This is a genomic window from Pseudalkalibacillus sp. NRS-1564, assembly GCF_050467905.1.
GTDB lineage: Bacteria > Bacillota > Bacilli > Bacillales > Guptibacillaceae > Guptibacillus > Guptibacillus hwajinpoensis_B.
The window spans coordinates 14,647-41,428 of the sequence record NZ_JBITPM010000014.1 but is presented as its reverse complement, the minus strand read 5'-3'; the positions used below and the strand labels follow the sequence as shown (position 1 = coordinate 41,428).

Here is a 26,782-nt window from a genome sequence, read left to right as displayed (position 1 = left end):
CGATATCCGCTATTGCCTATCCAGTTAAAGGAAGGTAAAAAAAGAAAAAACGTTGAACGAGGGTCTTGAATGAAACATACTGAAAAGATTATTTTACAACCAGAGAATTCAACCTCAGCTCAATCCAATCATACCCTTTCCATTCCAGAAAACATCGCCTCAAAATGGAAGCTTTCAGATACATCACTTAGACTTCGATGTGGCGTGCTTGAGGAATTTGTAACAGTCAAGGTCTATCGCACTTCATCAAGTCATACCGTATATTGTTCACCGGAACTACTAGCTTCTCTGTCTCTTCCAAATCAATCTCTTCCGATTACACTTACCTATAGTCATCAGCAACAAATGCTCTCAATCGGTCCTATTTTCTGTCTTGCGATTAACATTTCTAGACTGAAAGAAACACCATTCGGATCCTATACGGAATTCTGTAAAGAAGTCGCAGAATACTGCGAAGAGCATCATATTCTGTTCTATGTTTACACACTAAAACCGTGGAGTGACACTAAAGTCTCGGGTATGATTTGGAACCAACGTGACTGGGTAGAAGCCACGCTACCCATCCCTTCTGTCATCTATAATCGAATTCATTCGAGAAAGCTTGAGAAATCCGTTTACATTCAACAATTAAAAACCTATTGGCGTGATCAACAGATCCCCTATTTTAATGAATCCTTTCTTGATAAATGGGATGTTCATCAGAAGTTACTTTCTTACGATGAAGTCGCACCCTATCTTCCTGAAACGGTTTTGTTAGAGACAATCGACGATATTCATTTCATGCTCGATAAATACCCTATCCTTTATTTGAAACCTTTAAATGGAAGTCAGGGAAAACATATTTTTCGAATCACTCAGAAAGATGATCTCTATTACCTTGATTACTCAAGCTTTAATGGCAATCAAACGCTCACGTCACATTCGCTTCAAAACATTTATACGACCATTCGCTCACGATCTAAAACGATTCCTTATCTTATTCAACAAGGCATTCCCCTAATTGAGGTGAATGGATGCCCCGTTGATTTCCGCATTTTATGCTTGAAAGGTATTGGAGACAAGTGGTCAGTTGTCTCAGCCGTTTCGCGCGTTTCTAGAACAAATGACCAGTTCGTATCCAATATTGCACGCGGCGCGTTACTAAAAAAGTTTGATGAGGGGCTCACCCCCTTAGAGGATTCAATGAAAAGACAAATGAAGCGAATCCTTCCCGAATTGGCCTGTGAGATTTCACAGATCATTGATCGCGAAAGTGAAGGAGTGTTTGCGGAGCTTGGAATCGACATGTCTTCTGATAAAAATGGTCACCCCTGGATCATTGAAGTGAACACAAAACCTTCCAAGACTTCTGAAGGAATCACACCAAGTACCTATCGCCCATCGGTTAAAGCACTTATCCGCTTAATTAACTGGTACACGTCATCTTAAAAGGAGCAAGGTATGACATCACTTGGTATTTTACAACGTTCGCTCCAACATGAAGGAGATTACCTTTCTAAATTAGGTGAAGCAGGATCCACTTCTGGATTTAACGTCTATCGTTTTTCTCCAGATCAGCACTTTAGAAATAGTCTTCTAGGAATGAAATACGATCCAAAGACAAAAAAATGGCTGGAAACAAATTTTCCGATTCCTGATTTTATTTATGATCGCTGCTTCCATAATGGTCTCATAACAGAAATGGAAGCCTCCTTTATTAAGTGGTTAAAAAACGAGTCTAACGCTACTTTTCTAGGACACGGGTTACCAGGAAAATGGGCGATATACAAACAATTAAAGCAAAAGCCATTTATAAATCGGCACCTTCCACAAACAGTTAAGCTTCAGCCTGCTACTAGCGCTAGCGTTATATCCGATTTATTAACGAAGCACGAGAAGGTCGTTCTAAAACCAGTGGTAGGTTCTCAAGGAAATGGGTTAATGCTCCTTACCCGAAATCAAAATCAAGTTGATGTTCAAATCAATCATAATGGGAACGTCCTTCATCATACTTATGATACAACCAGTTCTTTCCTCAAAATAATGAGGAGAATTCAAAACCAGCGTGACTATATAGCCCAAGAATGGCTTTCTTTACTTGACCAAAACAACCGACCTTTTGATCGAAGAGTGGTAATGAAGAAAACGTCGATCGAAAGTTGGAAGGAGATTGGCCGTGCTACGCGCGTAGGGAGTTCTGACTCTTTTGTATCTAATTTGCATAGTGGTGGCTCTATTCAAAGTGATCACAAGCTCTCTATTCCCGAAACTGTTCTCCAAGCCGCAGATCAAAAGATTAATCTCCTCTCCCGTTGTATTGCTACTAACCTCGAGAGTACATTTCCTCCGTTGTTTGAACTTGGTCTTGATTTCGGAATTGACCGAAGTGGTAAAGTCTGGTTACTTGAAGCCAACTCTAAACCTGGACACAAAGCCATTCAACCATACGATTCTTTACATTTTATACCGTTTCAATATTGCCGGTCTCTCATGAATGAGAAGAAAGGGGTTATCGAATCATGAACACGATTCTTCCATTAAAAAAGGACATTAATTCTCAAGGGAATTTCTATGTTCCTCCAACAAAGTTTAAGGAATGGGTTGACCAAGTTTCTTTTCCGAATCAACTTTGCTTTGGGTCAAGACGCTCATTCTGCACGGTTTCTCCTCACCCTAGTAACAAAGAAGAATACCTTATTTCAGAAGACTTATGGAAAATATTAGGTGTTCCTGAAGAAATGTCTGTTCACCTTTTCGAAAAAGGAAATTCTCTTCATATTGGACCTTTAGTAGGTATTTTCACTGCAGGATTTACTAAGGATAGTATGAGACCTATCGGAGAGCGCAGTATGTATTTTGCCAAGCTACTATCCGCTACCTCTAAGTGTGGTGCTTTTGGCTTTGCATTTGGTGCTCATCATATTGATTGGAAAACGGGAAGCATCAAAGGATTAATGTATAACAAGCGAGGATGGTACAGAGTAACTGTTCCCATTCCTGATGTTGTATACGATCGCCTACCGAATCGAAGCTCAGCAAGCATCGAACAAGTAAGCACTACAATGGAGAAACTTCAATCTCAATATTTCACTCCCTGGTTTAACCCAGGATTTTTCGATAAATGGACGATGTTCGAAAAGCTACGTGAAGACTCAATCGTTAAGCCGTATTTACCTGAAACTGTATTAAGTCCTAAGAGCGCCATAATCTCACGTATGTTAAAGGATTACGAACAGATCTTTATTAAGCCTGCCAACGGTAGTCTTGGGCTTGGGATTCAACAAATTCTAAAGCCAGCCGATGAGAAGTATTATTATTGCAGGTTCAGAACGGACAAAGAAAATCGTCTAAGAAGATATACCTCTCTTGCACGCCTTCTTAAAACCCAATATCCAAACGGCATGAACGGTTTAATTGCTCAACAAGGAATTGACTTACATCGGATTAATCAGCGTTCCATGGATTATCGTGTTCATACAAACAAAAACAAAGAGGGGAAATGGGAAGTTAGTGCGATCGCTGCAAAGATTGCAGGAGCTGGAAGTTTAACCACTCACATGGCTTCTAACGGAACAGTTAAAACAATTGGAGAGCTCACTTCTGAATTTGGTATTAAAAAACAAGTTGAAACAGATTTAATGGAAGCTTCCCTGCTACTAAGTCGTGCCATCGATAAAAGAGTTTCAGGCTTTATTGGCGAAATTGGATTTGACCTCGGGATTACAAAAGAAGGGGACATTTATTTATTTGAAGCAAATTCAAAACCTGGAAGAGGCATTTTTGCCCATCCGAGATTGAAAGCGGAAGAAGCCAAAACGAGAACATTACCAATGGAATACGCGATCTTTTTAGCAAGATCCACCATTGAAAAACAGCTGGTTACACCAGTATGATCGAATTATTTTACAGTAGAGAAAATAATCGGTGGCATCAAAAAAGTAGCTATCAATATGTATATTGGGGGAAAGAGCCATCCAGGCTCTCTCCCTCTCCTGCTTTCTCTTCTTCTATTGTAAAGCTTCAAACTCCTCATGATGCCATTCGACCTCTTGTTGGCATTCTGGCAGGGTCTAACTTACATCACCATTTCAGTGGCAATGCTGCGATCTTCAAATCCATTCAAAAGGAATTGACTGATTCCGGAGGGCTTTCGTTTGTTTTTACACCTGACGACATTTATCCCTCATATATCAATGGCTATCTCTATGATGCTACATCTCAAAAATGGACAGGTTTTCGCTTCCCATATCCTGATATTGTGTACAATCGAATTCCTGACAGGGCAGAAGAACGCATTCCAAAAGTAAGATCTTTTTTCAACTTGTTGAAGTTAAAAGGCATTCCATTTTTTAACCGATCTTTTTTCCTCAAAAATGAAATACTCGATCACTTAGCTGAGAATGAAGCATTAATGCATCACATTCCAGAAACAGCTTGCTTTACAGATGCGAATCTTAATACATTTCTAAAAACATATTCATCTATTTTCTGCAAACCTGCATCTGGAAGCAAAGGTAGAGGAATATTTAAAGTTAAAACTGTTAAGTCCGGTTTTCTATTCACCGATCACGAAAACACTCGTTTCTTTCCTAATCTCGCCTTAGTTAAAGAACACGTCACTCCCTTAATTCATGAGCAATATTTGATCCAACGTGAAATTGATCTCGCAACTCATAATGAATATCCTTATGATTTTAGAATTCTTTTGCAAAAACCATTAAAAAGTTGGCAGGTCACAGGTATCGGCATAAGAGCTGCACAGAATAACAGCCTGACGACTCATGTTCCAAGAGGAGGAAAAATCCTCCCTTTTCATAAGGTGGCCACCAATGACGATGAAATTCGGGTAAGAGAGCTCGCTATTCGCACTGCAGAATCACTTGAAGAAAAAGAAAAGATGCTTGAATGCTCTTTGGACATTGGAAAAGATAGCGAAGGACATTTCTGGATTTTTGAAGCGAATTCGAAACCAATGCGTTTTGATGAACCACTTATTCATCAAGCATTTATACGTTCTCTCCTCACTTCTTTTCGAACGTATTCTGCGTATTAGCTTCCTATGTTATGATGATAAAAAAGGTGATTTGGGGGAATACCATGATTTCGCACTTTCAATATAAATCAGTTGGATCAAAAATAAGAAAACCTAAATGGGAAGTATCTTTTTTCTATCAGGGAACATATTATCGTACTCTTTATCTCCATACTGGCCAATTCGAATGGTATCAACCTGCTCCACCTGAATCGGAGCAAAACAAACTGCAATCTCAAATTCATGAGCTCATGCTTTTTCACGTCTATGAACAGCAGGACTCATAATTCTCCTGATTTCTTCACATAATAACCCTATTCAAAGAAATAGGGAGATGAAAAAGGATGCCGAACAAAAGAACTGAAGACTCTCAGTACGAAGGTCGCGATAAATACGATATGGACATTGACCGTATGGTTAATGAAGGAATGGCCGGCGGTGCCGTTCATCAAAGTTACAAGCAGGCTCAAATCGAGGAAGCTATTCCACTCATGGAACAGGAGCCTCCACATCGTTCAGGTAAACAAAGAAAAAATGATGATCAACAAAACTATTCATAATCACATAAAAGTAAATGCTGTTCATTCGTTCACTGAAACTGAACGAAGACAATCACGGCTAATTTAGAAAAGAACCTCTTACACATATAGAGGTTCTTTTCTTTGATTCATTATTAATTTGTGTTCATCATTACGTTATACTATATGTTAACTGTTACTTAGGAGGGGCACTTATGAATGCAAAACTAGCTGAACTATATGGAAATGATTTCGTCGTTACCTCCGATCAACCTGATCTTTTCCACTGGTATAGAACAACCGATGGTGAACGATTTGGCATACGTAAAACGCGACTAACAAACGAGGAAAATGAGTTATTAAATGCCTTCTTCCCTACTGTCCGACTGGAAAATGAGTCCATGACTCTTACCCAAAAAAAATGGACATCTCTTCTTTTTGAGGACGATCTCAGCGTTGACCTTACAATAGATCTCCCAATTCGATACATACATTTCAACCTCAAAAATGCTCCATCAGATCTATCCGATTTCACAGAAGCCATGACCGGCTTATTTTCAGAAGAAACTGTACTCCTATTTGAAAATGACAAAGAAGGTCTGCTCGTTCAAACAAATGAATTTGACGAACAGATGGTAGATGAACTTAAACAAACAGCTGCTGCACTTACTGCCGACTTTTTCACAGGCATGTCTCTTTTTGTCGGACAAACGATTCAACAATATGATAACAGCCATTTAAAACGGATTTATAAAGCCGAAAAAAAATGGTTCTCAACAGGACGAAATCTTATGCCATCACAAATGGTATTTACGCACCAGGATATGGTCCCGTCCGTCCTCTTCCACGAGGCAAGTGACGAATCGATTGATTACTTAATTAAAGCTATCGAACCCGTACAACATGACACAGAGCTTTTGAAGAGTATTCGCATCTACTTAGAATCTAACTTAAATATTACTCTTGCAGCCAAACAACTTTATGTACATCGAAATAGTCTTCAATATCGTGTGGATAAATTTATAGAGAAAACAGGAATTGATGTAAAAAGTTTTCAAGGAGCTGTGATGGTTTACCTTTCTCTTCTTGCGATGGAACTGCGTTAATAAACGCAGTTTTTTTACCTTTTTCAACAATATTACGTATAAATAATGGCATTTCGTACAGAATGCACAAAACCTAATGGTATTTTTGTGCACGCTCCCAATTTACGATAGCGTTTTCATAGAGTAGACTTAGAACTAGCAAAAGAGTTCATTTCTTAGGAGGCATTAACATGGCAGAGATCGCTCTCAATCACATTTACAAAAGATATGATAACAAATTTGAGGCAGTAAAAGACTTTAACCTGGATATTAAAGATAAGGAATTTATTGTTTTCGTAGGTCCTTCTGGTTGCGGTAAATCAACGACGCTTCGTATGATTGCCGGCCTTGAAGATATCTCAGATGGAGACCTCGTTATTGGTGATCGTCGCGTCAACGACGTTGCACCAAAAGATCGTGATATCGCAATGGTATTCCAAAACTATGCCCTGTATCCTCACATGAACGTATACGATAACATGGCATTCGGATTGAAACTACGCAAGTTCGACAAAAAAGAAATTGAGCGCCGCGTAACGGACGCTGCTCGTATTCTTGGGCTTGAAAGCCTATTAGATCGTAAACCTAAAGCACTCTCTGGTGGTCAACGTCAGCGTGTAGCATTAGGACGAGCGATTGTTCGTGATCCACAAGTGTTCTTGATGGATGAGCCTCTTTCAAACCTTGATGCAAAACTTCGTGTTCAAATGCGTGCTGAAATTTCTAAGCTTCATCAGCGTCTACAAACAACGACTATCTACGTTACTCACGACCAAACTGAAGCGATGACGATGGCAACGCGTATCGTTATTATGAAAGATGGGCTTATCCAGCAAGTAGGCTCACCAAAAGAAGTATACGATGCACCTGACAACGTCTTCGTTGGTGGCTTTATTGGATCTCCTGCAATGAACTTCTTCAGCGGTACATTAGAAGATGGCTATTTCAAGCTAGGTGATATTCAAGTGAAAGTTCCTGAAGGAAAAATGAAAACCCTTCGTGAACAAGGATACTTGAACAAAGAAGTTATGCTTGGTATTCGTCCTGAAGATATCCATGATGAGCCTGTCTTCATCGAATCTTCACAGGATACTAAAGTAAGTGCTGTCATTGATGTAGCCGAATTGATGGGTGCTGAAACATATCTTTATTCCAAAGTAGCTGATCAAGATTTTGTAGCTCGTGTTGACTCTCGTACGGATATTCAAAATGGTCAAAACATCAGCCTTGCTTTTGATATGAACAAATGTCACTTCTTTGATACTGAATCAGAACTGCGCATTCGTTAATAAAATGATAGGGAAAGCTTCCTCTTAAACCGAGGAAGCTTTTTTTATTTATCTTCTTGCATGAAGCGGTAAATTAACGTCAATAATGTTTCTTGATTGACTTTAAGTTAAATGCTAACTACAATAAATTTATAATTCACATCAATTTTGTAGGAATTAAAAGGAGGATGTTATTTTGAATAAAAAATGGATGCTAGGGTTGGTGCTTGCATTAACACTTACTGTACTTGCTGCCTGCGGTAGCAATGATAATACAGAAAATAACGAAGAAGGCAGTTCAAAAGAGCAAGAAACCCTATTAATTGGAACAGAAGCAACTTATCCACCATTCAGCTATCGAGATGATAATAACGAAATTACAGGTTACGATGTCGAGGTTGCACGTGAAGTTGCCGATCGTATCGGAATGAAAGCCGAATTTAAAGCGATTGAATGGAAAGGACTTCTATCTTCACTTGAAACAGAACGCATCGATATGGTCGCCAATCAAGTAACGATCACAGATGATCGTAAAGAGCAATTTGATTTTACAGAACCATACACTTATTCAGGTGGACAAGTGATCGTTAACGAGAATAACGATGATATTAAAGGTATAGAAGATCTTGAAGGAAAAACCGTAGGAACTACCCAGGGAAGTAACTATGCTCAGGCTGCTGAAGAAGCTGGTGCTGAAACGAAAATCTACAAGGGCGCTAACCAGGTGTTAACAGATCTTAGTAACGAACGTAACATTGAAGCAGCGATGAATGATCGTCTCTTCATTTTAACTGAGCTTCCTGAACAGGATTATAAAGTAAAAGGCGTTGGAGAAACATTCAACAAAACAGAAATGGCCTTTGCCCTACCAAAAGGAAACGAAGAGCTTATTGAAAAGATCAACGGTGCACTACAAGAAATGAAGGAAGATGGAACGCTTGCAGACATTTCTAAAGAATATTTTAATGGAGAAAATGTAAGTGAGTGAGACAACTGATGTGTTAATAAATTCTTTGCCCTTTCTTCTGGAAGGGGCGAAGAATACACTTCTACTTAGTTTCTTTTCAATATTTGGTGCCCTATTAGTTGGTTTATTCATCGCTTTGTTACGTCTTTCAAAAAGCAAAATCGCATCTGGAATAGCGAAATTGTACGTCTCGTTCTTTAGAGGCACACCTCTTCTTATTCAATTATTTATTTTGTATTATGGTCTTGTTTCAGTGGATATTCAATTAACAGCCTGGCAGGCCGCCTACACTGGACTTATTTTACATTTTGGTGCTTATATTTCAGAGTCATTTCGCGCAGCTATTCTCTCCCTATCAAAGGGACAATGGGAAGCCGCAATGTCACTCGGTATGAAAAAATCGTTAATTTACAAAGAGGTTATCCTACCTCAAGCATGGAGAAGAGCCATTCCACCGGTGTGGAATTCTTTAATTGATATCGTTAAAGCCTCTTCTCTTGCTTCAGTACTTACGATTTCAGAATTAACCTATAACGCAGATCAAATTGCCGCATCAAACTTTAAAGTCTTACCAATCTTATTAACAGCAGCCTTCATCTACTGGTTCTTTACAACGATTCTCAATGTCATTCAAAGCATTCTTGAGAAAAAACTATATATCCCTTCTTCTTAAATGGAGACAAAGAGCTGCCAGACAAGGCAGCTCTTTGCTATGTACTCCATTCTTCAATTAAGTAAACATCATTCCAACCACAAGTTGGACATGATAGAAGATGAGGACATTCATGTGCTTTACTTATGAATCCGTCCATTTTTTTAGTCGACTCAATCGATTCATAGGCACTGTACTCATCGTAATACTCTGCTTCTCTTCCCTTATCTGTTAGTTTATCTTCACATACCTGACAAACAAGCTGGATAGCAGCAAAGCTATTACAGAGTGGACATTCAAAAGACATGCTACCCTCTCCTTCTATGTATCGAATCACGCAAGAAGGGATGGACAAGTCCACCCCTTACAGCCATGGTATAAAATTATTTTTGGTAACCGCCAAGCTGTTGTTCAGCCATTTGAACCAAACGCTTTGTGATTTCTCCACCAACAGATCCGTTAGCGCGAGAAGTTGAATCTGGACCAAGTTGCACTCCGAATTCAGTAGCGATTTCATACTTCATCTGGTCGATAGCTTGAGCTACACCAGGTACTACAAGGTTGTTAGAGCTTCCTTGTCTGTTTTGTTGTTGAGCCATGTCAATCACCTCCTTTGTACAACTAGTTTGTGAATTCCCGATATTTATATACCAATTTTTTTTGGTAAATATGACCATGAAAAGCGGAGCGGGCCTGCTTAAATCCGCAGGATGTTGGAGCCCATGAGATTGAGACGCTTTTTTGTCTCATTCGAGTGGGCGAAACAGCCAGAGGATTTGGCCCGCGTAGCTAGACATGAAAAGCGGAGACGAGCGTTTAGAAACGGAGATATTGGAACTCTTGAACTAGAACACGCCTTTTGTGTTCTGGTGAAAGAGTGAAATATCGCAGTTTCTGCGAGTCGCAGCTAGACACGAAAAGCGGAAGTGGGCGTTCAGACACGGCAGGCACTGGAGCCTTTTCATTTGAACACGGTCTTTGTGTTCGGATGAAAAGGTGAAGTGACCGAGTGTCTGCCCACTGCAGCTAGACATGAAAAGCGGAGACGAGCCTTTAGAAACAAAGATATTAGAACTAAAGAAAACTTAAAGAATTAAACACAAAAAAAGCAAGAGGATCATTTCCCCCTGCTTTTTTATAATTAACCTATAATCACTCGTTCAGTTGGATAATGGTATCTTTCCCGAAGAACTGTTCCTCGAATAAGGAAGAGGAACGAAAGAATTCCAATTCTACCAATAAACATCAAACACATGATAACAATTTTGCCAAAAGTACTTAAACCTGGTGTCACGCCCATCGATAAACCTGTGGTACCAAAGGCTGACGATACTTCAAAAATAATAGCCACGATTGGATATGGTTCTGAGAAGGAAAGCATAATAATTCCACAGCTCCACACGATAATCGCCACGGTAAACACAACAAAGGCTTTATGAATATCCTCATGATGCAATTCTCGTCCAAACACTTTAATTGACGTACCACCCTTTGCAAAGAAGAAAATAGCGAGTAGCACAATCGCAAATGTAGTTGTACGCACACCACCACCTACGCTACTTGGAGAAGCACCAATAAACATTAAGGCTGACATCAACAACTGTGTAGGCTCTTGAAACTGATTTACATCCATTGTAGATAGGCCACCACTACGCGTTGTCACTGATTGGAACATGGCATAGAAGAACGATTCATGCCAATTCTTACCGGCAAAGAATGAATTCGCTTCAAATGCCCAAATAAGGATAGCTCCTGAAACAACGAGTACAAAGAAAGTCATTGTTGTTAATTTAGTAAATAAAGAAAATTTATATCGATGGCTATTCTGTCTAGCAAATAAAAAGTTTTTAACTTCAATTAACACAGGGAAACCAATGGCTCCTGTGATAATTAATAATATATGAATAAATTGAACGAAATAGTCATGTGCAAATGGCTGAAGAGAACTTCCCGTAATATCAAAACCGCCGTTTGTCGTTGCACTCACTGCAGCAAAAAATCCCTGAAGGTAAGCTTCCTGCCATGTCTCAAAGAAGCGAAGGTAATAAGTACCAAGGACAAGAGCGCCAACTAATTCAATTATGAAAATTAATCCAAGAATTTGCTTCATCAATTGTACTAAGCCAGACAATGTGGATTGGTTTTGATCAGTCATTATCAGCTGTCTTTCTTTTAATCCGATCTTCTTGCCCATCACAAGCCAGACAAACGTACCAAGCGTCATAATACCAATCCCGCCAATTTGAAGGACAGCAGCAAGAATAAAGATTCCAGGAACGCTAAAAGTATCCGATATCGACACAACAGAAAGACCTGTCACGCTTACCGCACTCACGGCTGTGAATAAGGCATCAATAAAGGATAGCTGCACGCCAGATTGATGGGCAATCGGTAAACCAATTAGAAAGGTAGAAACCGTTACCGCTATTAAATAAAACAAAACGATTAACTGAACAGAAGTTAACCGTATCCGTCGAAAACGAGATCTTAACAAAGCATCCACAGCCTTTTCACGTAATACATTCTTCCATCCCCTCTGAGGGTTGGTTCATCACATTCCCTATCTTAACCCATATACGCTCTCTGTCAATCTCTTTCCTATATCATCCATTATTGAGAATCTTCTTACGTATTATTCCTTATTCCCGTTTCTTTAAAAAGAATCCCTAAATAATTGGCACGCTTGAGTAAAGTAAAACGTGACAAAAGAAATAAAACCAAAATAAAGAACCATCATAGACGGCTCTTTATTTTGGTTTATTCTTCTATCCACGTTGTAATTGTTCGAACAGCCTCTTTGATTTGTTGATCAGAACTGAGGGAACCTGGGTTATCACCTTTTTGTTCACCATACATGCCGTAGTTGGCATGGTTGCCCCCTTCGATAATGTGTATCTCTGCTAAAGAAGAGAGCAACTCTTCTTTTTCTTTTTGATCAGATAGGACTGCCACTCCATCATCTTTACCATAGATCGTAAGCGTCGGTATAGACAGTTCAGACATATCTTCAATTGGATAAGCTGCAAGTAAAAACAACCCTTGGATTTCATCAGGATGTTCGATAGCAAATGATGATGCCACAGCGCCTCCGAGAGAATGACCACCAATGTACCATTCCCCTACATCGTCATATTTACTTATCATTTCAGATGCTTTATCTCCATCTAAAATGGCCAGGTTTAACGTCAGACGAGGGATTACTACAAAATAACCTTCCTTTGCAAGCTGGTGAGCTAAAAAAGCATATGCCTCTTCCTCTACCTTGCCGCCTTGATAGAAAATAATCCCTTTGTCAGCATGTTGTGATCCAAATGTTAATTCACTTTCATTTGACTCTTCCAGGTACCCTAAAGCTTCCTCTGTTGGTTCATAAGAAGCTTTTGCCCAGAAGAAGACCACGATCGCAAGGACTAGTAATATCAGTGGAACGATAACGAACAGTCGTTTCATGAACTTCTTCATTTGAGATCCCCTTTATATGTGCATTATCACATATATAATACGCTAGATCTCATATCTTCACAATAGTTGCATCGGTTAAAATGAGCGTTGTTTCCCCAGGCTAAGAAGCGAATTAATTTCACATTGATATACCTTCGCTTCTTTTGGACCTATTGCTTCTCCCACCTTGGCTTGAAGGATTGTAAGCCGCTCTATCTCTGATTGAGTTAAATAAACTGGCGATGGACTCATAATCCCTTTAACAACTGAGCCATTCGTTTCGCTCTCATAGTGATACGTTTGAATATTTTCACTCTGAATCAGTTTGTTATTTTGTTCAACAATATGATCTGTTTTTTGCTCGATATAACGCTTTAGAAAAGCGCTGCTCCCGAACCCTGTGAGTAGCGCTAAATAGAGCAAGTATTGACCTGAAGCTGTTTCAATAAATAATAACGTCGTTAATATCCCACCAATTCCACCAACTAGTGGCTCTTTTATTGATCCAATATTGTAATAGACTGCATTATTTTGTTGATTGACTACTTTTCGAAACCGTTGAAATTCACCTGAGATCAGGATATTACCAATCCCTCCTAAAGCACCAGCTAGCGTTATGGAGAGTAGATACAGCCAGAAATGATCGCTTAAGTCACTCAGGAAATCCATTTGCTACAAGTACCTACGATGCAACTTCTTTCCATCATACGAAAAGAGAACTTCCTTATCCTCCACTCGCGTTTCCATATGAACCGGGCGCCCCCATAATTGATGGACGTACGGTAGAACTCGCTCTAAATATTGAAGATCAAGCTCTGTATCTTCAAAAGAATGATGAAGGTACATTTCTCCAGCTTTCATGTAGTTCCCGTCGCTTACAGTTAAATATGGGAATCCACCATTTACTCTCATTGTCACTAGCTGATCACGAATATGCTCCCATTCTTTATCAACTATTTTGTAATCGCGTCCCTTCTTTTGGAACAAATACAAATCTTCTTTATATACAAGATCCTTTGTAAGGTAATTCCTGATAAATGAAATATCAGCTTCCACTTCACGAACTTCAAACATCTTCTCTCTTCCTTTACCTATTTCGAATCCGCGCTGCTTCATTTCCTCTGTAGGATGATCATACACTTCCTCAATATGCTCAAAGATTTTAAGACCGAGGTAATAAGGATTAATACGTGTTCGTGAAGGTTGCACAACATTTGCATTGAGTGAAGCGAATTCAATTGCTTCATCCGTAGTTAAATCCATTTCACGAAGAATTCGCTGATGCCAATAACTTGCCCATCCTTCATTCATGATCTTTGTTTCAAGCTGTGGCCAGAAATACAGCATTTCCTCTCTCATCATCGTCATAATATCTCGCTGCCAGTCCTCAAGCTCCGCGCTATATTCCTGAATGAAGAGAAGAAGATCCTTTTCGGGTTGCGGTGGAAACTTCTTCTTTTTCGTCGGAGCTGGCTCGTCCGCTAGCTCATCCTTATCGATTGACCACAAATCATTATATCGAGAATCAGGCTTCACTGGAATCGGGGTTTCATCTTGAAGATTATACGTCAATCTTGGTCTCATTATCGAAGGATCAATATGTTCTTGTATGGAGAGAACAGCGTCAAGAAAGCTCTCCACTTCAGCCTTTCCATAGTGATGCTCATAATAAGCGATCCGTTCAGCGGTTGCTGTCATACTCTCAACCATGTCTCTTCGCGTATTTGAAAAACGAATATTATTCTTAAAGAAGTCACAGTGAGCAAGTACATGAGCAATAATGAGTTTATTCTGAATTAAACTATTCGTATCTAACAGAAAGGCGTAGCATGGGTCAGAATTAATAACAAGCTCATAGATTTTACTTAGCCCCAGGTCATATTGTAGCTTCATCTTATGAAATTGCTTACCAAAACTCCAATGTGAGAAGCGAGTTGGCATTCCATAAGCTCCAAACGTGTAAATAATGTCTGCTGGACATATCTCATAACGCATAGGGTAATAATCGAGCCCAAACCCTTTTGCTATTTCTGTAATCTCTTCTATAGCGTAAAAGATTTCTTTCTCTGTAGACATGTCATTCCCTCCTAAATGAATTGCTTACTAATATGTATGACCGGACAAGTAGGTTCATGAGTAACGTGAAAAAATCGTTATTCAAAAATGTTTTATTAAATTGTCAGATTGTATTGAAAATTGCACGAATAGGCGTATAATCAGGATTAAATTTTCTAAGGATGTGATGAAATGAGAGCTCTTGAGAAGGCAAGTCATTTTGCGGGGAATACTTTTGCGATTTGGGTCATTCTTTTTGCAGTACTCGGGTTTATATTCCCTAATGGATTTACATGGATTACATCATACATAACAATCTTACTCGGAGTTATTATGTTTGGCATGGGGATGACCTTATCTGCAAAGGATTTCAAGGAAGTAGTGAAACAACCAAAAAGCGTTGCTATCGGTGTAGCTGCACAATTTATTGTTATGCCTTTGCTCGCTTACGGTCTGGCCGTTATTTTTCAATTACCAGCTGAAATTGCTGTCGGTGTAATTCTTGTTGGATGTTGTCCTGGGGGGACTGCTTCAAACGTCATCACTTACTTATCGAAAGGAAACACAGCTTTATCAGTAGCGATCACAGCCGTTTCTACACTACTGGCTCCTTTAGTAACACCTGCTCTCGTTCTCTTATTTGCGAGTCAATGGCTACCTGTATCTGCAGGTGATCTTTTCCTTTCCATCTTCCAAATGGTCGTTATTCCCATTACACTTGGCTTTGTAGTAAAACTAATTTTTAAAGAAAAAGTTGCTGAGAGTGTTAAAGTCCTTCCACTTGTTTCAGTTATCTCAATCGTCGCTATTGTTGCAGCTGTCGTTGGGGCAAGCAAAGACCGGATTGCAGAAACGGGACTCATTATTTTCTCAATTGTTATTCTTCATAATATACTTGGCCTTGTCGTTGGCTACTTTCTTGCCAAATTACTGCAACTCCCCGAACCCGATCAACGCGCCATCTCGATTGAAGTCGGGATGCAAAATTCTGGTCTAGGCGCAGCACTTGCTTCTGCTCATTTTAATCCCATCGCCGCAGTACCAAGCGCTATTTTTAGTGTATGGCATAACATCTCTGGTCCGATCCTAGCTACCATTTGGAGCAAAAGAAAACCTTCTACTAAAGAGCAAAAAGCCCTTACTAAAAAAAGCGCATAAGAAAAGGCAGGTCTCTCCATGGAGGACCTGCCTTTCTTTTAGTTATACATTTTCTCTTCTTCATGTGACGGAGTTGTTTCCACATGGAGAGTTTGTGTAGGAAATGCAAAAGCAACATGTTCTTCTTCCATTATTTTCATAATTTTAAAATTCACATCTTGTTTTACATTCAAAAAGTCCCCCCACGTGGTTGTGTTGGTAAAGAAATAAAGAAAAACATCAAGGCTGCTATGATTAAACTCATCAAATGACACAAATATAGTCTCGGGATGAATTTCTTCATGATCGCGAAGCATTTTCTCAATTCGATTAATACACGTTTCAAGTCTTTCTGATGGTGTATTATACGTTACTCCTAAATGAAAGGTAATTTGCCGCTTACCCATTTTGGACCAGTTCGTAATATTCTCATTCGCTAATCGCGCGTTCGGAACTGTCACCAGCGCCTGGGCAAAAGTACGAATTTTAGTACTTCTAAACGTAATATCCTCAACCACGCCTTCTACACTCGGTGTTTTAATCCATTCACCGATCGAAAATGGCTTCTCAGTAATGATCACTATTCCACCGAAGAAGTTTTCAATCGTCTCTTTTGCAGCAAGAGCAAACGCTAAACCTCCAAGTCCAAGCCCAGTAATGAAGCCGTTAACGTCATAGCCGAATTCTCCTGCGATAACACTAAACGTCATAGCAACAATTAAAAGACGAAGTGTTTTTGATAGAAATGGAATAAGAAGCTGATCAATTTTTAGATTATATTTGCTGTTAACTGTTTGGAAAAACAGTGATGACGATGAGGAAAGGTTATATAATCCCCATGCAGTAAGAAAAATTAACGACGATCTCATAACCTCTTTATAAAATTCATTATGATGATCTAGGAATGACACGTAACGTACAGAAATATACAAACCAATTATTACGAATAACATTCGTAACGGCCTCTCAAAAGCAAGGAAGAGGTGTGTGAAAAATTCTGTAGAAGACTTTCTACTTAATTTAAGAAAAACATTAAATATATATTTCGCGAAAATTTTCCTCATTACTAGAAAAAGAAGGAAAATACCGAGTGCAATACCAAGTTCAATCCATGTGTCTTGAATACGTAACAATTCCATTACGCAACTTCCCCTTTACAAAAATAGGTTATAAGGATATACATTCGTTTTCTAGAACTTGTATTTGTCAGTTACAGAGAATTATGCTGCTTTTTTTCTGACTGTTGGTCATAGCTTACATTCCACTGGGAGATGACAATGCCAATCAAAATCAACAAAACGCCTCCCCATTGAACAAGATGAACCGCTTCGTGAAGAAAAATCGCCGATAAAAGCACTGCCGCTGGAAGCTCTGAGGAACTTAAAATCGTTCCAACACTTGAACCTACTTTAGGTACACCAATGGCCATAAATAAGACCGGAAATATATTTCCGAGAAGCGCTAAAAACAAACCAAACATCCACCATTCACCTGATATATCCCCTTGGAAAAGTGACTCAGGGGAGAACACAGTTAAGACGAGAATACCAGCTATTGTAACCATATAAAAGCTTTTTTGAACAGCAGGAACTTCTGCTGATGTTTTACTCATAATAAAAATATAGATGGCAAAACAGATTGCTGCAAGAAGGCCCAGTAAAATACCGATCGGATCATAAATGAATTCCTTAGCTCCTACTACTCCACTCGCTAGAAATGTCCCTATGAGGAGAATAATAACTGATACGAACGTTTTAGGTTCTGGCCATCTTTTTTGACTGAGAGAATCAAGTAGGAGGCCGATCCAAGTGAATTGAAAGAGAAGAAGCACCGCAATAGAAGCTGGCAGTTTGGATACAGCAAGCGTATAGAAAATAGAAACACAACCGATAGCCACTCCACCGATTAGAATAAATTTTAAGCCTTGTAATTTTAGTTTTTTCTTAGAAAGAACAACGAGAACTATTAGAACGAGCCATCCAATAAAGAATTGACCAGCTAATAATTCTCCTACTGAAAATCCTTTAGAAATCCCTATTTTCGTAATTGTAGACAATGAACCTAAACTACATCCTGCAAATAAAACAAGTAATACATATTTCCACATTCGATGATCCTCCCATCATTTATCTCATGCTTACCTTTTTTAAAGGAATTCAATGAATGGTATAAAATAAGACAATAAAAAAATCGCCCCCTGTCGAACAATCGACAAAGGGCGATGAAAATGAAAGGTTTTTCTTTCAGAAAAATCGCCGTCTAACCTGTCTGAGGCTAGTTTTAGTATATTTAAATCATAAGCCCTAATCCCCGTCTCGTCAATAAGAGCTGTAAAACTACAAATGAACCATAGGAACGAGATGCGAAAATAATTTATAGCATTCGTATACTTCTAATAAATCTGATAGATCCCCGTCGTAATGAGATAACCCACAAGTAAACCAAGAAAAACCGACATTGAAATGTAGGACCATTTTGATTTAAATTCAATCCCAACCCCATTCACTGGCTCATAAATCCAGCTATATTGGACAAATCCCAACATCAAAAACAACATGACACCAAATCCTAAATTAGTCACAGTTCACTCCCCCTTATGCGTCAACTGTTTATCCTTCGCAATTTTAAAACATCGTTTCTTTTAAAGAACGATTGAGCGAACGGAAGCTCATACCTCTCCTAACAATACCTCTTTTATTCCACTGAAGGGGCCAACTCAACCATTTGTTCTTTATTCATAGGACCTATTACCCTCTTCATTATTATACCATTTTTGTCAACTAAATACGTCGTTGGTATTGTTATAGTAGCGAAAGTATTTGATTGCTCACCATTTTCATCCAACAATACTGGAAAGGTAAGAGCATTCTCTTTCACAAAATCTTCCACAACTTGAGAAGAAGATTCGTTGGTCGTAATATTTATAGAAAGAATTTCTGCATCGTATTCCTCTGCCTTTTCTTCATAAAACTCCTGCATATCCGGCATTTCTTTTTTACAAGGGGGGCACCAGGTCGTCCAGAAATTAATAAAAGTTACCTTCCCTTTGTAATCAGAGAGGCTCACTTCTTCCCCTTCTAGTGAATATAATGTAAAATCAGGTGCCTTATCTCCTTTTTGCAATCCTACTTCAACAGCTCCTGACACTTGCTTCGCTGGTTCTGCTTGATTTATAACGTTAACATTCTTATTATCCGTAAAAACTTGCAAACCAAAAGCTAAAAAACCACTAAGGACGACGATCCCGATTATCAAATTTCTCATTAGCTCCTCCTTTTACCAAAGAACATTGACTAAATGCCTAATTAACACATAGCTTCGTAAGTACAAAAGTTGTAAATAGCAGAGTTTATCCATTATTCACTATCATACCGATTTTAGGTGGAACTATACCAAATACTTAAGACAGCTATTGTCAAAGAACATTTCCCATCTTACTTTTGAAAACGAAGGAGGGGTATGATTTATTGAGTCGTGTATCCATTTTAAAAAGGTACTAGGATTCTCATGATATTTTATTCAATATCCTAATAATCCTTAACGGCTCTTAACGAGAAGTTGAACAGCTTCCTTTACAACATCTTCTGTAGACTCGCCTTTATCAAGCTGTTCACGAATACACTCCTCTAGATTAGAACCAACTATTAAACCTATCGTACGGTCAATCGCCGTTCTGCTAGCAGATAGCTGAGTGATTACATCTTTGCAATCTTTCTCTTCTTCAAGCATACGAAGAACACCACGAATTTGACCTTCAACTCTTTTTAAACGGTTTTTCATTTCATTTGTATATTCCATGATATAACTCCCTTTCGTGTTCATTTATGTTTCTATGAATAAGAATATTCTGTCATAAATAAATTAATTTCTTGCTACTTCTCTTCATATATTGTAAAATAAATCGTAATTTAAGGATAGGAAAAAGGTTTAGTTCATTATAAGGAGGCAGTGCCTTTTGGATTTATCCGAAGATGATAAACGGTTATCTAAAATTTATCGAAAGATTGTTACCTCAAACGAGTATAAAGCAGGTAAAATTCTCGAGAAACTAGATAGCGAAACGAAAGACAAAGTATTTCATCTCATTCGTATGAACAAAGCTGAATACGAACATCAATTGAATAAACAACAACTTCACCAATAGTAGAAAAATCGGCTGAACTAGCCGATTTTTTTCGTGTCTCAGTTTAGCATAAGACACATGTTGTGCTTTTAAAGGAAACTCATCAAGAAAACCAGGACGAAAGATTTGTCCTGGTTTTCTTTTTCATTATTTTATTTTATCCCAAACGTTCTTGAACCTTACCCATTACGGACGATCTAAGTTCAGCCAATTTGCTTTGACTGTTTTCAAGATTATCGCTATTTACGCCAAAATAAAATTTCACTTTCGGCTCAGTTCCTGAAGGACGAAGGCAGAACCATGATCCATCTTCTAAAATATATTTCAATACATTAGAAGTAGGCAATTCAATTTGCTCACTTTCACCACTACCTAAAAACGTTCTTTTGCTTGTCTCATAATCCTCTACGCTTTGCACTCGTAATCCAGCTGCTTCAGTAGGCGGCTCTTCACGGAATTTCGCAAGTAAAGAAACGATCTTCTCTGCCCCTTCTTTTCCTTTCAGTGTTAACGATTCAAGACCTTCCTGATAAAATCCATACTGTTCAAATACTTCGAGCAAACCTTCATAAAGCGTCATTCCTTTAGACTTGTAGAAAGCAGCAACTTCAGCTGCTACGAGGCATGCTTGAACAGCATCTTCGTCTCGAACAAAGTCACCAACAAGATAGCCATAGCTTTCTTCATAGCCAAATAGGAAAGTATGCTCCCCAGTTGTTTCGAATTCTTTAATCTTTTCTCCAATAAATTTAAATCCTGTAAGCGTATCATATGAAGTAAGACCGTTATCCTCCGCAATCTTACGACCAATTTCAGAAGTAACAATTGTTTTAAGAACTGCGCCATTTTCCGGCAGCTCTCCATTTTCTTTTTTCTGAGTAATGATGTAGTTCAACAATAGTGCACCTGTTTGATTTCCAGTCAGGACCACATACTTACCCTCTTTGTTTTTCACAGCTACACCAACACGGTCTGCATCCGGATCTGTAGCCAAAAGTATATCAGCATCCTCCTGCTCCCCATATTGAATGGCTAATTCAAACGCAGCATGTTCTTCTGGGTTTGGAGAAGACACTGTAGAGAAATTAGGATCTGGTAACTCCTGTTCTTTTACAACAGTTACATTTGAAAATCCATAAGCTTTCAAACCTTCCCTAACAGGAATATTCGCTGTTCCGTGCAAAGGCGTGAAGACGATTTTTAATTGCTCGCCCATTTTAGAAAGTAATCCTTGATTTACGCGAAGCGTTTTTAATTGTTCTACATATTGGCGATCAATTTCTGCGCCAATCATTTGAATAAGTCCTTTTTCTTTCAGTTCTTGCTCGGACGTAACCTTCACTTCTAACTCATTGTCAACACCGTCTACATATGAAATCACTTCTGAAGCAGCCTTAGGTGGTAGCTGACCTCCATCTTCTCCGTAAACTTTATAACCGTTATACTCTGGTGGGTTATGACTCGCTGTGATAACGATTCCAGCGCAAGCATTTAAAGTTCGAACCGCGAACGAGAGCTCTGGAGTGGGGCGGAGTTCTTCGAAAACATACGTTTGAATGCCATGGCTCGAAAGGGTCTTCGCAGCTTCCATAGCGAACTCAGGAGACTTGTGACGCGAATCGTAAGCAATTGCTACTCCTCTTTTCTTGTAAGCTTCACCATGTGCATCTATGTATTGCGCAAGACCTTCAGAGGCTTTTCGAATCGTATATAAATTCATTCGATTCGTACCAGGGCCTATTTCTCCCCTCATGCCACCCGTGCCAAATTCAAGATTTTTATAAAATGCATCTTCAAGTGATTGGTCTTGTCCTTTTAATGCTTCAAGATCCTTTTTCAATTCTTCGTCAAGGGAAGTTGCTGATACCCATCTTTTATATTCATTTTTCCAGTCCATTATTGCCTCCTATTATGTAAATCTTCTTTAATTTTTATCAATTCGAGAAAACCTGTTAAAATCCTGCATTTTGGCTAGATTTTCTCCTTTTCTCTAATTATCATAATATGAATTGAATCGTACGCCAATGCTATATAGGAAAAAAACACCATTCGCTTAAATTCGACAAAAAAAGCAAGCCGCAAAGCTGCTTACTTTTTGTAATGTATCTCATATAAATCTTTTCGGCGATCTCGTAACTGTCGTACCGTACCAGATTGACGTTGTCTTCTAAGAATCTCAAGATCTACATCTCCTACCACCACAGTTTCAATATTCGGGTGACATTCACCAGCAATTCCATCTCTTGAAAAAGCAAAATCTGAAGGGGTAAAAATCCCTGATTGTGCATACTGAACATCCATATTCTCTACTTGAGATAAGTTACCAATCGTACCGGCAATGACTGTATAAATTTGGTTCTCAACCGCTCTAGCCTGCGCACAATAACGTACGCGTAGATACCCTTGACGATCGTCGGTACAGAAAGGTGTAAATAGAATGTTAGCGCCCTTATCTGTCGCAATTCTTCCAAGCTCAGGGAATTCGATATCATAACAGATTTGGATCGCAATTTTACCACAATCTGTATCAAAAACTTCAATACCATCTGAACCATGAATTCCCCACCAACGACGTTCGTTTGGAGTAACATGAATTTTATATTGCTTTTCAATCGTTCCGTCTCTTCTAAACAAATAAGCTATATTATAGATCTTTTCATCCTCTAAAACGAAATGAGAACCACCAATTATATTAACGTTATACTTTACAGCTAATTCTGTAAAAAGCTCGATATACGGCTCTGTATATTCTGTTAAACGCCGAACAGCTTTGCTTGGTATTTTTTCATCCATGAACGACATTAGTTGTGTCGTAAAGATCTCAGGAAACACAGCAAAATCAGAACCAAAATCTGCTGCCACATCAACATAATATTCCACTTGGTTTGCAAATTCTTCAAAGGAAGAGATTTTCTTCATCGCATATTGTATCGCACAAATTCGAACGGGGAATGACGATCTAAAGTGCCTTCTTGTCACGGCTTTGTATTCAACGTTATTCCACTCCATTAAAGTAGCGAATTGCTTTGAAGCTTTATCATCTGGTAAATAGTTCGGATTTATTCTCATTACATTAAATCCATTCATGAGCTGGAACGTTAAAACAGGATCATATATGTTCTGGAACTTCACTTCTTCTACGTATTCTGATGCTTTCATTTCATTCGCGTGTTTATGGTAATTCGGAATTCGCCCTCCGATGATAATACTCTTGACGTTTAATTCTCGCGCAAGATCTTTTCGTGCCTCATAAAGACGCTTACCGATTTTCATCCTTCTATATTCCGGATGCACCATCACTTCAATACCATAAAGGTTATAGCCATCGGGGTTATGATTTGTAATATATCCTTCATCCGTAATGTCATCCCACGTATGCTGATCATCATATTCATCAAAGTTCACCATTAAGCTTGAACAGGAGCCTATGATTTCTCCTTCGAGTTCTACACAAAATTGCCCTTCTGGGAAAATTTCCAGGTGACTCTCAAGATGCTCTCTTTTCCAGGGATCCATTCCAGGAAAACATTTTTTCTGTAATGAAAGGATTTCATCTATATCTTCGTGATGAATTTGCCTAATCTCAATCTTTTTTTCGAATTTCGATACATCTAATTCTGACATATGCTTTCCCTCCACATTCCATCTATATTACTATGTACCCTATTTCCACATGATTCTATCCTGATTTTATCATAGGATGAACGAAATAGAAGAGACTGACATTTGTCAGTCTCTTGGTTCTTAACCTCGTGTTGTTCCATTCTGAGAAATGCTCGATAGTGCGGTGGCGGCCTCTTGATGATCAGGTGTTTTCGTCGCAAAATCTCCAAGCGAAACCATTCCCACTACCTGATTGTTTTCAACAATAGGCAATCGTCGGATCTGATTCTTAGCCATTAATGCCGCTGCTTCTTCTGCACTCATGTTAGATGTAGCTGAGACAATGTTATTAGACATACATTGGCTCACCTGACAATCCGCATTTCCACCAGTTGCAGTGGCACGAGTCGTAATATCACGATCTGTGACCATCCCGCAAAGCTGACCATTTTTCATGACAGGTAATGAACCAATATTATACTGATTCATTAGAGCCGCTGCTTCCTGGATCGATTGCTCTGGTGTAACGGATACGATGTTCTTAGACATGAGGTTTTGCAGATTGTTATGCACAAGCATTCCTCCCAAGGTGTATGATCGTTCAGACAAGAAAGGCGGTGCCTTTCAACATGTAGTGTAAGCTCCTTCGCCAGTTATTATTTATCCTTTTTATGTGAAATTAGGTTGTTATCAGTATGAAATACAATGTTCTCACCATCACTTGTAGCAATAATCGTCCCTATTTCATCTGTTCTTAAAACAGAAATATGATGTTCATTTAATCTCTGAATCACATTTTTATCTGGAAAATCATAACGATTATTTTTACCTACTGAAATAACAGCAGTCTCTGGGGTGACAGCTTTAAGAAATGTCTCTGATGTAGCCGAACTAGCACCATGGTGCCCCATTTTTAGAACATCAGATTTAAGCTGTTTCCTTTTAACGTTTTCTAGCATTTGCTTCTCTACTTCTACCCCAGCGTCACCCATCAACAGGAAGCTATTCTCTTTATGACTCAGCCGTAATACGGCACTATAATCATTAAAATCCTCGTACTCTGCTTCTTTGGAAGGTGAAATGACCTGTATATTCACCTGATGTCCTAGTTTTATTTTCATACCTTTTCGTGCCTTTTCTAAGGTAATGTCTTTTTTCTTCAATACCTTTATGAGGGACTTATAATGAACTGTTGGATAAGAAACATCGGGCATCATCACATTTTTTACATCGAAATTTTCTATCACATCATCCATCCCACCAATATGATCATGATGGGGATGCGTCGCCACAATATAATCTAATTGGCTAATGCCTAGCTTCTTTATATAATTTGAAACCGCTTCTCCATCACCATTATCTCCCGCGTCGACTAGCACAGCTTTTTCTCCATACGTGATTAAAATGCTATCAGCCTGTCCCACATCAATAAAGTGAACTTCAACCACATTTGATTGAGCTGTCACATCATAAGGCATCAATAATAAGATAAGAAGGGAAAGAAAAAGAAACCTAATGAATTTCATAATGATTCCTCCAACGCTTTACTTGTTATTAGTATGTACCTTCCTATCTGATCTAAAAGCAATGTTAACTTATTATGACTTCTCAATTTGTGGATCTTCTGAGTGAAAATAACAGCGTTTAATCGCATAGCCTAACTGAAAGAAAAAAGCTCCCCATTTTGGGAAGCTTATGAATGAATTTCTTCTTTTCGGAAGAAACTTTTCATTGCGTGATAGACGTCTTTCTTTTCTTTCAGAATATAATGCCTAAATTTAGGATCATGTATATTTTTGTAGGCACTCATCAGGGTGGAATGGCGATTATAAGCATTAACTTCTCCATATCCAAACATGTTCGAGACCTTCATAATTTGATTGACCAGTTTCACACATCTTGTATTGTCTGACGTCAGGTTATCGCCATCTGAGAAATGGAATGGGTAAATGTTGTAACGTGCTGGAGAATACTTCTCATCAATGAGTTCAAGCGCTTTGCGATATGCTGATGAGCAAATTGTTCCTCCGCTTTCTCCTTTTGAAAAAAAATCGTCTTCAGTGACGACTTTTGCTTCTGTATGATGAGCAATAAACTCAATCTCCACTGTTTCATATTTCGATCGTAGGAAACGTGACATCCAGAAGAAAAAGCTTCTTGCCATATATTTCTCCCATTTTCCCATCGAACCACTTGTATCCATCATGGCTAAAACGACGGCTTTAGATTCGCGCTTAATTTCTTCATTCCATGTTTTGAAGCGTAGATCATCTTGATAAATCGGTGCAATTGATGGTGTTCCACTAATTGCATTTCTCTTATACGCTGATAGAATTGTTCTTTTCTTATCAATATTACCCATAAGTCCAGTTTTTCGAATATCATTAAATTCTACTTTCTTTTTCACTACGTCGGCTGTTTCTTTTTCACGTAAATTCGGCAGTTCCAGTTCTTTAAATAAAATATCCTGCAGTTCTACCAGAGAAACTTCTGCTTCATAATAATCTTCTCCTGGCTGATCTCCAGCCCCTTCACCTTTACCGGCCCCAGGCTGTTTTTCCCCTGAACCATCTCTTGCCACAACGTCTCCCACCTGGCTATCGCCTTCACCTTGCCCAACATGCTTAGACTTATCATAGTTATAACGAATTTTATACTCATCAAGTGAACGTATTGGTATTTTAATGACATCTCGACCGTTAGATAAAATAATGTTCTCTTCACTGATGAGATCCGGGAGATTGTTTTGGATAGCATCTTGAACTTTTTCGGCATGGCGTTGTTGATCCTGATAGCCTTTTCGGTGGAGGGACCAATTCTCCTGAGAGACGACGAAATTGTTGGAGTCCTTGTCTTTCATGCCTTATTTCCCTCCTAAAAAAATTAAATTTCTAGCGAAAATTTATTCAATGATCGATGATC

At 38.8% G+C, this 26,782-nt stretch carries 29 protein-coding genes; 13 read left to right on the top strand and 16 right to left on the bottom strand.

Translation table 11 applies throughout. The features are described from left to right. The first annotated feature begins 69 nt into the window (after positions 1-69). The 10 genes from ACIFPW_RS07425 (at position 70) to ACIFPW_RS07380 (ending at position 9,522) form a co-directional block, all read left to right on the top strand. Positions 70-1,428, top strand: a complete 1,359-nt coding sequence (locus ACIFPW_RS07425) for a YheC/YheD family protein (RefSeq protein WP_430243181.1) — start codon at positions 70-72, stop codon at positions 1,426-1,428. A 12-nt stretch (positions 1,429-1,440) separates the two neighbouring features. After that, positions 1,441-2,502: a YheC/YheD family protein gene (locus ACIFPW_RS07420; protein ID WP_430243180.1), complete on the top strand. Its 1,062-nt coding sequence runs from the start codon at positions 1,441-1,443 to the stop codon at positions 2,500-2,502. Then, positions 2,499-3,872, top strand: coding sequence for a YheC/YheD family protein (locus ACIFPW_RS07415; RefSeq protein WP_430243179.1), 1,374 nt, complete (start codon positions 2,499-2,501; stop codon positions 3,870-3,872). The genes ACIFPW_RS07420 and ACIFPW_RS07415 overlap by 4 nt, the downstream gene beginning before the upstream one ends. After that, the gene (locus ACIFPW_RS07410) at positions 3,869-5,032 is read left to right on the top strand and encodes a YheC/YheD family protein (protein WP_430243177.1); all 1,164 of its coding nucleotides are present in this window, start codon (positions 3,869-3,871) and stop codon (positions 5,030-5,032) included. The genes ACIFPW_RS07415 and ACIFPW_RS07410 overlap by 4 nt, the downstream gene beginning before the upstream one ends. Positions 5,033-5,076: 44 nt before the next feature. After that, positions 5,077-5,298, top strand: a complete 222-nt coding sequence (locus ACIFPW_RS07405; protein WP_194220027.1) for a DUF5342 family protein — start codon at positions 5,077-5,079, stop codon at positions 5,296-5,298. Between the two features lie 57 nt (positions 5,299-5,355). Continuing rightward, entirely contained in the window at positions 5,356-5,571 is a 216-nt protein-coding gene (locus tag ACIFPW_RS07400; protein ID WP_194220028.1) for a hypothetical protein, read from the top strand. Positions 5,572-5,744: 173 nt separating this feature from the next. Continuing rightward, positions 5,745-6,635 carry a PucR family transcriptional regulator gene (locus tag ACIFPW_RS07395; protein ID WP_430243175.1) on the top strand — a complete coding sequence of 297 codons (891 nt, stop codon included), beginning with the start codon at positions 5,745-5,747 and terminating at the stop codon, positions 6,633-6,635. Between the two features lie 170 nt (positions 6,636-6,805). Then, positions 6,806-7,903 (top strand): ABC transporter ATP-binding protein, encoded by a 1,098-nt coding sequence (locus tag ACIFPW_RS07390; RefSeq protein WP_430243174.1) that lies wholly within the window; start codon positions 6,806-6,808, stop codon positions 7,901-7,903. Between the two features lie 175 nt (positions 7,904-8,078). Then, positions 8,079-8,870, top strand: coding sequence for a transporter substrate-binding domain-containing protein (locus tag ACIFPW_RS07385; protein ID WP_430243172.1), 792 nt, complete (start codon positions 8,079-8,081; stop codon positions 8,868-8,870). Next, positions 8,863-9,522 carry an amino acid ABC transporter permease gene (locus ACIFPW_RS07380; RefSeq protein WP_194220031.1) on the top strand — a complete coding sequence of 220 codons (660 nt, stop codon included), beginning with the start codon at positions 8,863-8,865 and terminating at the stop codon, positions 9,520-9,522. Before ACIFPW_RS07385 ends, ACIFPW_RS07380 begins: the two co-directional genes overlap by 8 nt. 37 nt (positions 9,523-9,559) lie before the next feature. On the opposite strand, the gene ACIFPW_RS07375 is transcribed toward ACIFPW_RS07380, so the two are convergent. Together ACIFPW_RS07375 and ACIFPW_RS07370 are read right to left on the bottom strand one after the other, a co-directional pair. Continuing rightward, the gene (locus ACIFPW_RS07375; protein ID WP_194220032.1) at positions 9,560-9,808 is read right to left on the bottom strand and encodes a hypothetical protein; all 249 of its coding nucleotides are present in this window, start codon (positions 9,806-9,808) and stop codon (positions 9,560-9,562) included. Positions 9,809-9,884: 76 nt separating this feature from the next. After that, the gene (locus ACIFPW_RS07370) at positions 9,885-10,100 is read right to left on the bottom strand and encodes an alpha/beta-type small acid-soluble spore protein (protein ID WP_194220033.1); all 216 of its coding nucleotides are present in this window, start codon (positions 10,098-10,100) and stop codon (positions 9,885-9,887) included. 129 nt (positions 10,101-10,229) lie between these two features. On the opposite strand from ACIFPW_RS07370, the gene ACIFPW_RS07365 reads away from it, so the two are divergent. Then, positions 10,230-10,382: a hypothetical protein gene (locus tag ACIFPW_RS07365; protein ID WP_430243171.1), complete on the top strand. Its 153-nt coding sequence runs from the start codon at positions 10,230-10,232 to the stop codon at positions 10,380-10,382. A gap of 260 nt (positions 10,383-10,642) precedes the next feature. Here ACIFPW_RS07365 and ACIFPW_RS07360 read toward each other — a convergent pair whose 3' ends face one another. The 4 genes from ACIFPW_RS07360 to ACIFPW_RS07345 form a co-directional block, all read right to left on the bottom strand. Then, positions 10,643-12,004, bottom strand: coding sequence for a TrkH family potassium uptake protein (locus tag ACIFPW_RS07360; RefSeq protein WP_430243169.1), 1,362 nt, complete (start codon positions 12,002-12,004; stop codon positions 10,643-10,645). Positions 12,005-12,258: 254 nt separating this feature from the next. Beyond that, positions 12,259-12,963: an alpha/beta hydrolase gene (locus tag ACIFPW_RS07355; protein WP_430243168.1), complete on the bottom strand. Its 705-nt coding sequence runs from the start codon at positions 12,961-12,963 to the stop codon at positions 12,259-12,261. A 75-nt stretch (positions 12,964-13,038) separates the two neighbouring features. Next, positions 13,039-13,611 carry a hypothetical protein gene (locus ACIFPW_RS07350; protein ID WP_430243166.1) on the bottom strand — a complete coding sequence of 191 codons (573 nt, stop codon included), beginning with the start codon at positions 13,609-13,611 and terminating at the stop codon, positions 13,039-13,041. A gap of 3 nt (positions 13,612-13,614) precedes the next feature. Beyond that, positions 13,615-15,018, bottom strand: a complete 1,404-nt coding sequence (locus tag ACIFPW_RS07345; RefSeq protein ID WP_430243164.1) for a SpoVR family protein — start codon at positions 15,016-15,018, stop codon at positions 13,615-13,617. Between the two features lie 171 nt (positions 15,019-15,189). On the opposite strand from ACIFPW_RS07345, the gene ACIFPW_RS07340 reads away from it, so the two are divergent. After that, on the top strand, positions 15,190-16,155 hold the full coding sequence (locus ACIFPW_RS07340) for a bile acid:sodium symporter family protein (protein WP_430243162.1): 966 nt from the start codon (positions 15,190-15,192) through the stop codon (positions 16,153-16,155). A gap of 38 nt (positions 16,156-16,193) precedes the next feature. Here ACIFPW_RS07340 and ACIFPW_RS07335 read toward each other — a convergent pair whose 3' ends face one another. The 5 genes from ACIFPW_RS07335 to ACIFPW_RS07315 all read right to left on the bottom strand — a co-directional run bounded on the left by ACIFPW_RS07335 (position 16,194) and on the right by ACIFPW_RS07315 (position 19,932). Continuing rightward, a complete protein-coding gene (locus ACIFPW_RS07335) occupies positions 16,194-17,273 on the bottom strand; it encodes a mechanosensitive ion channel family protein (protein WP_430243160.1) in 1,080 nt (359 codons plus the stop codon). 71 nt (positions 17,274-17,344) lie between these two features. Next, positions 17,345-18,241 carry an EamA family transporter gene (locus ACIFPW_RS07330; RefSeq protein ID WP_430243159.1) on the bottom strand — a complete coding sequence of 299 codons (897 nt, stop codon included), beginning with the start codon at positions 18,239-18,241 and terminating at the stop codon, positions 17,345-17,347. Between the two features lie 285 nt (positions 18,242-18,526). After that, positions 18,527-18,715 (bottom strand): hypothetical protein, encoded by a 189-nt coding sequence (locus ACIFPW_RS07325; RefSeq protein WP_194220041.1) that lies wholly within the window; start codon positions 18,713-18,715, stop codon positions 18,527-18,529. Positions 18,716-18,828: 113 nt separating this feature from the next. Next, on the bottom strand, positions 18,829-19,398 hold the full coding sequence (locus ACIFPW_RS07320) for a TlpA family protein disulfide reductase (protein ID WP_430243157.1): 570 nt from the start codon (positions 19,396-19,398) through the stop codon (positions 18,829-18,831). Positions 19,399-19,671: 273 nt separating this feature from the next. Beyond that, positions 19,672-19,932, bottom strand: a complete 261-nt coding sequence (locus tag ACIFPW_RS07315; RefSeq protein ID WP_194220043.1) for a metal-sensitive transcriptional regulator — start codon at positions 19,930-19,932, stop codon at positions 19,672-19,674. A gap of 157 nt (positions 19,933-20,089) precedes the next feature. Between ACIFPW_RS07315 and ACIFPW_RS07310 the strand changes: the two genes are divergently transcribed. Next, a complete protein-coding gene (locus ACIFPW_RS07310; RefSeq protein ID WP_194220044.1) occupies positions 20,090-20,278 on the top strand; it encodes a hypothetical protein in 189 nt (62 codons plus the stop codon). Positions 20,279-20,414: 136 nt separating this feature from the next. Here the strand turns inward: ACIFPW_RS07310 and ACIFPW_RS07305 are convergent, their stop codons facing one another. The 5 genes from ACIFPW_RS07305 to yhbH form a co-directional block, all read right to left on the bottom strand. Beyond that, complete coding sequence (locus tag ACIFPW_RS07305; protein ID WP_430243155.1) at positions 20,415-22,154, bottom strand: phospho-sugar mutase; 1,740 nt, start codon at positions 22,152-22,154, stop codon at positions 20,415-20,417. A gap of 191 nt (positions 22,155-22,345) precedes the next feature. Beyond that, positions 22,346-23,881, bottom strand: coding sequence for a bifunctional GNAT family N-acetyltransferase/carbon-nitrogen hydrolase family protein (locus tag ACIFPW_RS07300; protein ID WP_194220046.1), 1,536 nt, complete (start codon positions 23,879-23,881; stop codon positions 22,346-22,348). Between the two features lie 120 nt (positions 23,882-24,001). After that, positions 24,002-24,439, bottom strand: coding sequence for a CBS domain-containing protein (locus ACIFPW_RS07295; protein ID WP_430243153.1), 438 nt, complete (start codon positions 24,437-24,439; stop codon positions 24,002-24,004). A 77-nt stretch (positions 24,440-24,516) separates the two neighbouring features. Further along, the gene (locus ACIFPW_RS07290) at positions 24,517-25,386 is read right to left on the bottom strand and encodes a ComEC/Rec2 family competence protein (protein ID WP_430243151.1); all 870 of its coding nucleotides are present in this window, start codon (positions 25,384-25,386) and stop codon (positions 24,517-24,519) included. Positions 25,387-25,553: 167 nt separating this feature from the next. After that, positions 25,554-26,720, bottom strand: coding sequence for a sporulation protein YhbH (yhbH, locus tag ACIFPW_RS07285; protein WP_194220048.1), 1,167 nt, complete (start codon positions 26,718-26,720; stop codon positions 25,554-25,556). Between the last annotated feature and the right edge of the window lie 62 nt (positions 26,721-26,782).

What these genes read in the sequence shown, in the direction of transcription:
- ACIFPW_RS07425 (WP_430243181.1), top strand. Translation starts at nt 70, where the DNA reads ATGAAACATACTGAAAAGATTATTTTACAACCAGAGAATTCAACCTCA.
- ACIFPW_RS07420 (WP_430243180.1), top strand. Translation starts at nt 1,441, where the DNA reads ATGACATCACTTGGTATTTTACAACGTTCGCTCCAACATGAAGGAGAT.
- ACIFPW_RS07415 (WP_430243179.1), top strand. Translation starts at nt 2,499, where the DNA reads ATGAACACGATTCTTCCATTAAAAAAGGACATTAATTCTCAAGGGAAT.
- ACIFPW_RS07410 (WP_430243177.1), top strand. Translation starts at nt 3,869, where the DNA reads ATGATCGAATTATTTTACAGTAGAGAAAATAATCGGTGGCATCAAAAA.
- ACIFPW_RS07405 (WP_194220027.1), top strand. Translation starts at nt 5,077, where the DNA reads ATGATTTCGCACTTTCAATATAAATCAGTTGGATCAAAAATAAGAAAA.
- ACIFPW_RS07400 (WP_194220028.1), top strand. Translation starts at nt 5,356, where the DNA reads ATGCCGAACAAAAGAACTGAAGACTCTCAGTACGAAGGTCGCGATAAA.
- ACIFPW_RS07395 (WP_430243175.1), top strand. Translation starts at nt 5,745, where the DNA reads ATGAATGCAAAACTAGCTGAACTATATGGAAATGATTTCGTCGTTACC.
- ACIFPW_RS07390 (WP_430243174.1), top strand. Translation starts at nt 6,806, where the DNA reads ATGGCAGAGATCGCTCTCAATCACATTTACAAAAGATATGATAACAAA.
- ACIFPW_RS07375 (WP_194220032.1), bottom strand. Translation starts at nt 9,808, where the DNA reads ATGTCTTTTGAATGTCCACTCTGTAATAGCTTTGCTGCTATCCAGCTT.
- ACIFPW_RS07370 (WP_194220033.1), bottom strand. Translation starts at nt 10,100, where the DNA reads ATGGCTCAACAACAAAACAGACAAGGAAGCTCTAACAACCTTGTAGTA.
- ACIFPW_RS07355 (WP_430243168.1), bottom strand. Translation starts at nt 12,963, where the DNA reads ATGAAGAAGTTCATGAAACGACTGTTCGTTATCGTTCCACTGATATTA.
- ACIFPW_RS07350 (WP_430243166.1), bottom strand. Translation starts at nt 13,611, where the DNA reads ATGGATTTCCTGAGTGACTTAAGCGATCATTTCTGGCTGTATCTACTC.
- ACIFPW_RS07345 (WP_430243164.1), bottom strand. Translation starts at nt 15,018, where the DNA reads ATGTCTACAGAGAAAGAAATCTTTTACGCTATAGAAGAGATTACAGAA.
- ACIFPW_RS07340 (WP_430243162.1), top strand. Translation starts at nt 15,190, where the DNA reads ATGAGAGCTCTTGAGAAGGCAAGTCATTTTGCGGGGAATACTTTTGCG.
- ACIFPW_RS07335 (WP_430243160.1), bottom strand. Translation starts at nt 17,273, where the DNA reads ATGGAATTGTTACGTATTCAAGACACATGGATTGAACTTGGTATTGCA.
- ACIFPW_RS07330 (WP_430243159.1), bottom strand. Translation starts at nt 18,241, where the DNA reads ATGTGGAAATATGTATTACTTGTTTTATTTGCAGGATGTAGTTTAGGT.
- ACIFPW_RS07320 (WP_430243157.1), bottom strand. Translation starts at nt 19,398, where the DNA reads ATGAGAAATTTGATAATCGGGATCGTCGTCCTTAGTGGTTTTTTAGCT.
- ACIFPW_RS07315 (WP_194220043.1), bottom strand. Translation starts at nt 19,932, where the DNA reads ATGGAATATACAAATGAAATGAAAAACCGTTTAAAAAGAGTTGAAGGT.
- ACIFPW_RS07305 (WP_430243155.1), bottom strand. Translation starts at nt 22,154, where the DNA reads ATGGACTGGAAAAATGAATATAAAAGATGGGTATCAGCAACTTCCCTT.
- ACIFPW_RS07300 (WP_194220046.1), bottom strand. Translation starts at nt 23,881, where the DNA reads ATGTCAGAATTAGATGTATCGAAATTCGAAAAAAAGATTGAGATTAGG.
- ACIFPW_RS07295 (WP_430243153.1), bottom strand. Translation starts at nt 24,439, where the DNA reads ATGCTTGTGCATAACAATCTGCAAAACCTCATGTCTAAGAACATCGTA.
- ACIFPW_RS07290 (WP_430243151.1), bottom strand. Translation starts at nt 25,386, where the DNA reads ATGAAATTCATTAGGTTTCTTTTTCTTTCCCTTCTTATCTTATTATTG.
- yhbH (WP_194220048.1), bottom strand. Translation starts at nt 26,720, where the DNA reads ATGAAAGACAAGGACTCCAACAATTTCGTCGTCTCTCAGGAGAATTGG.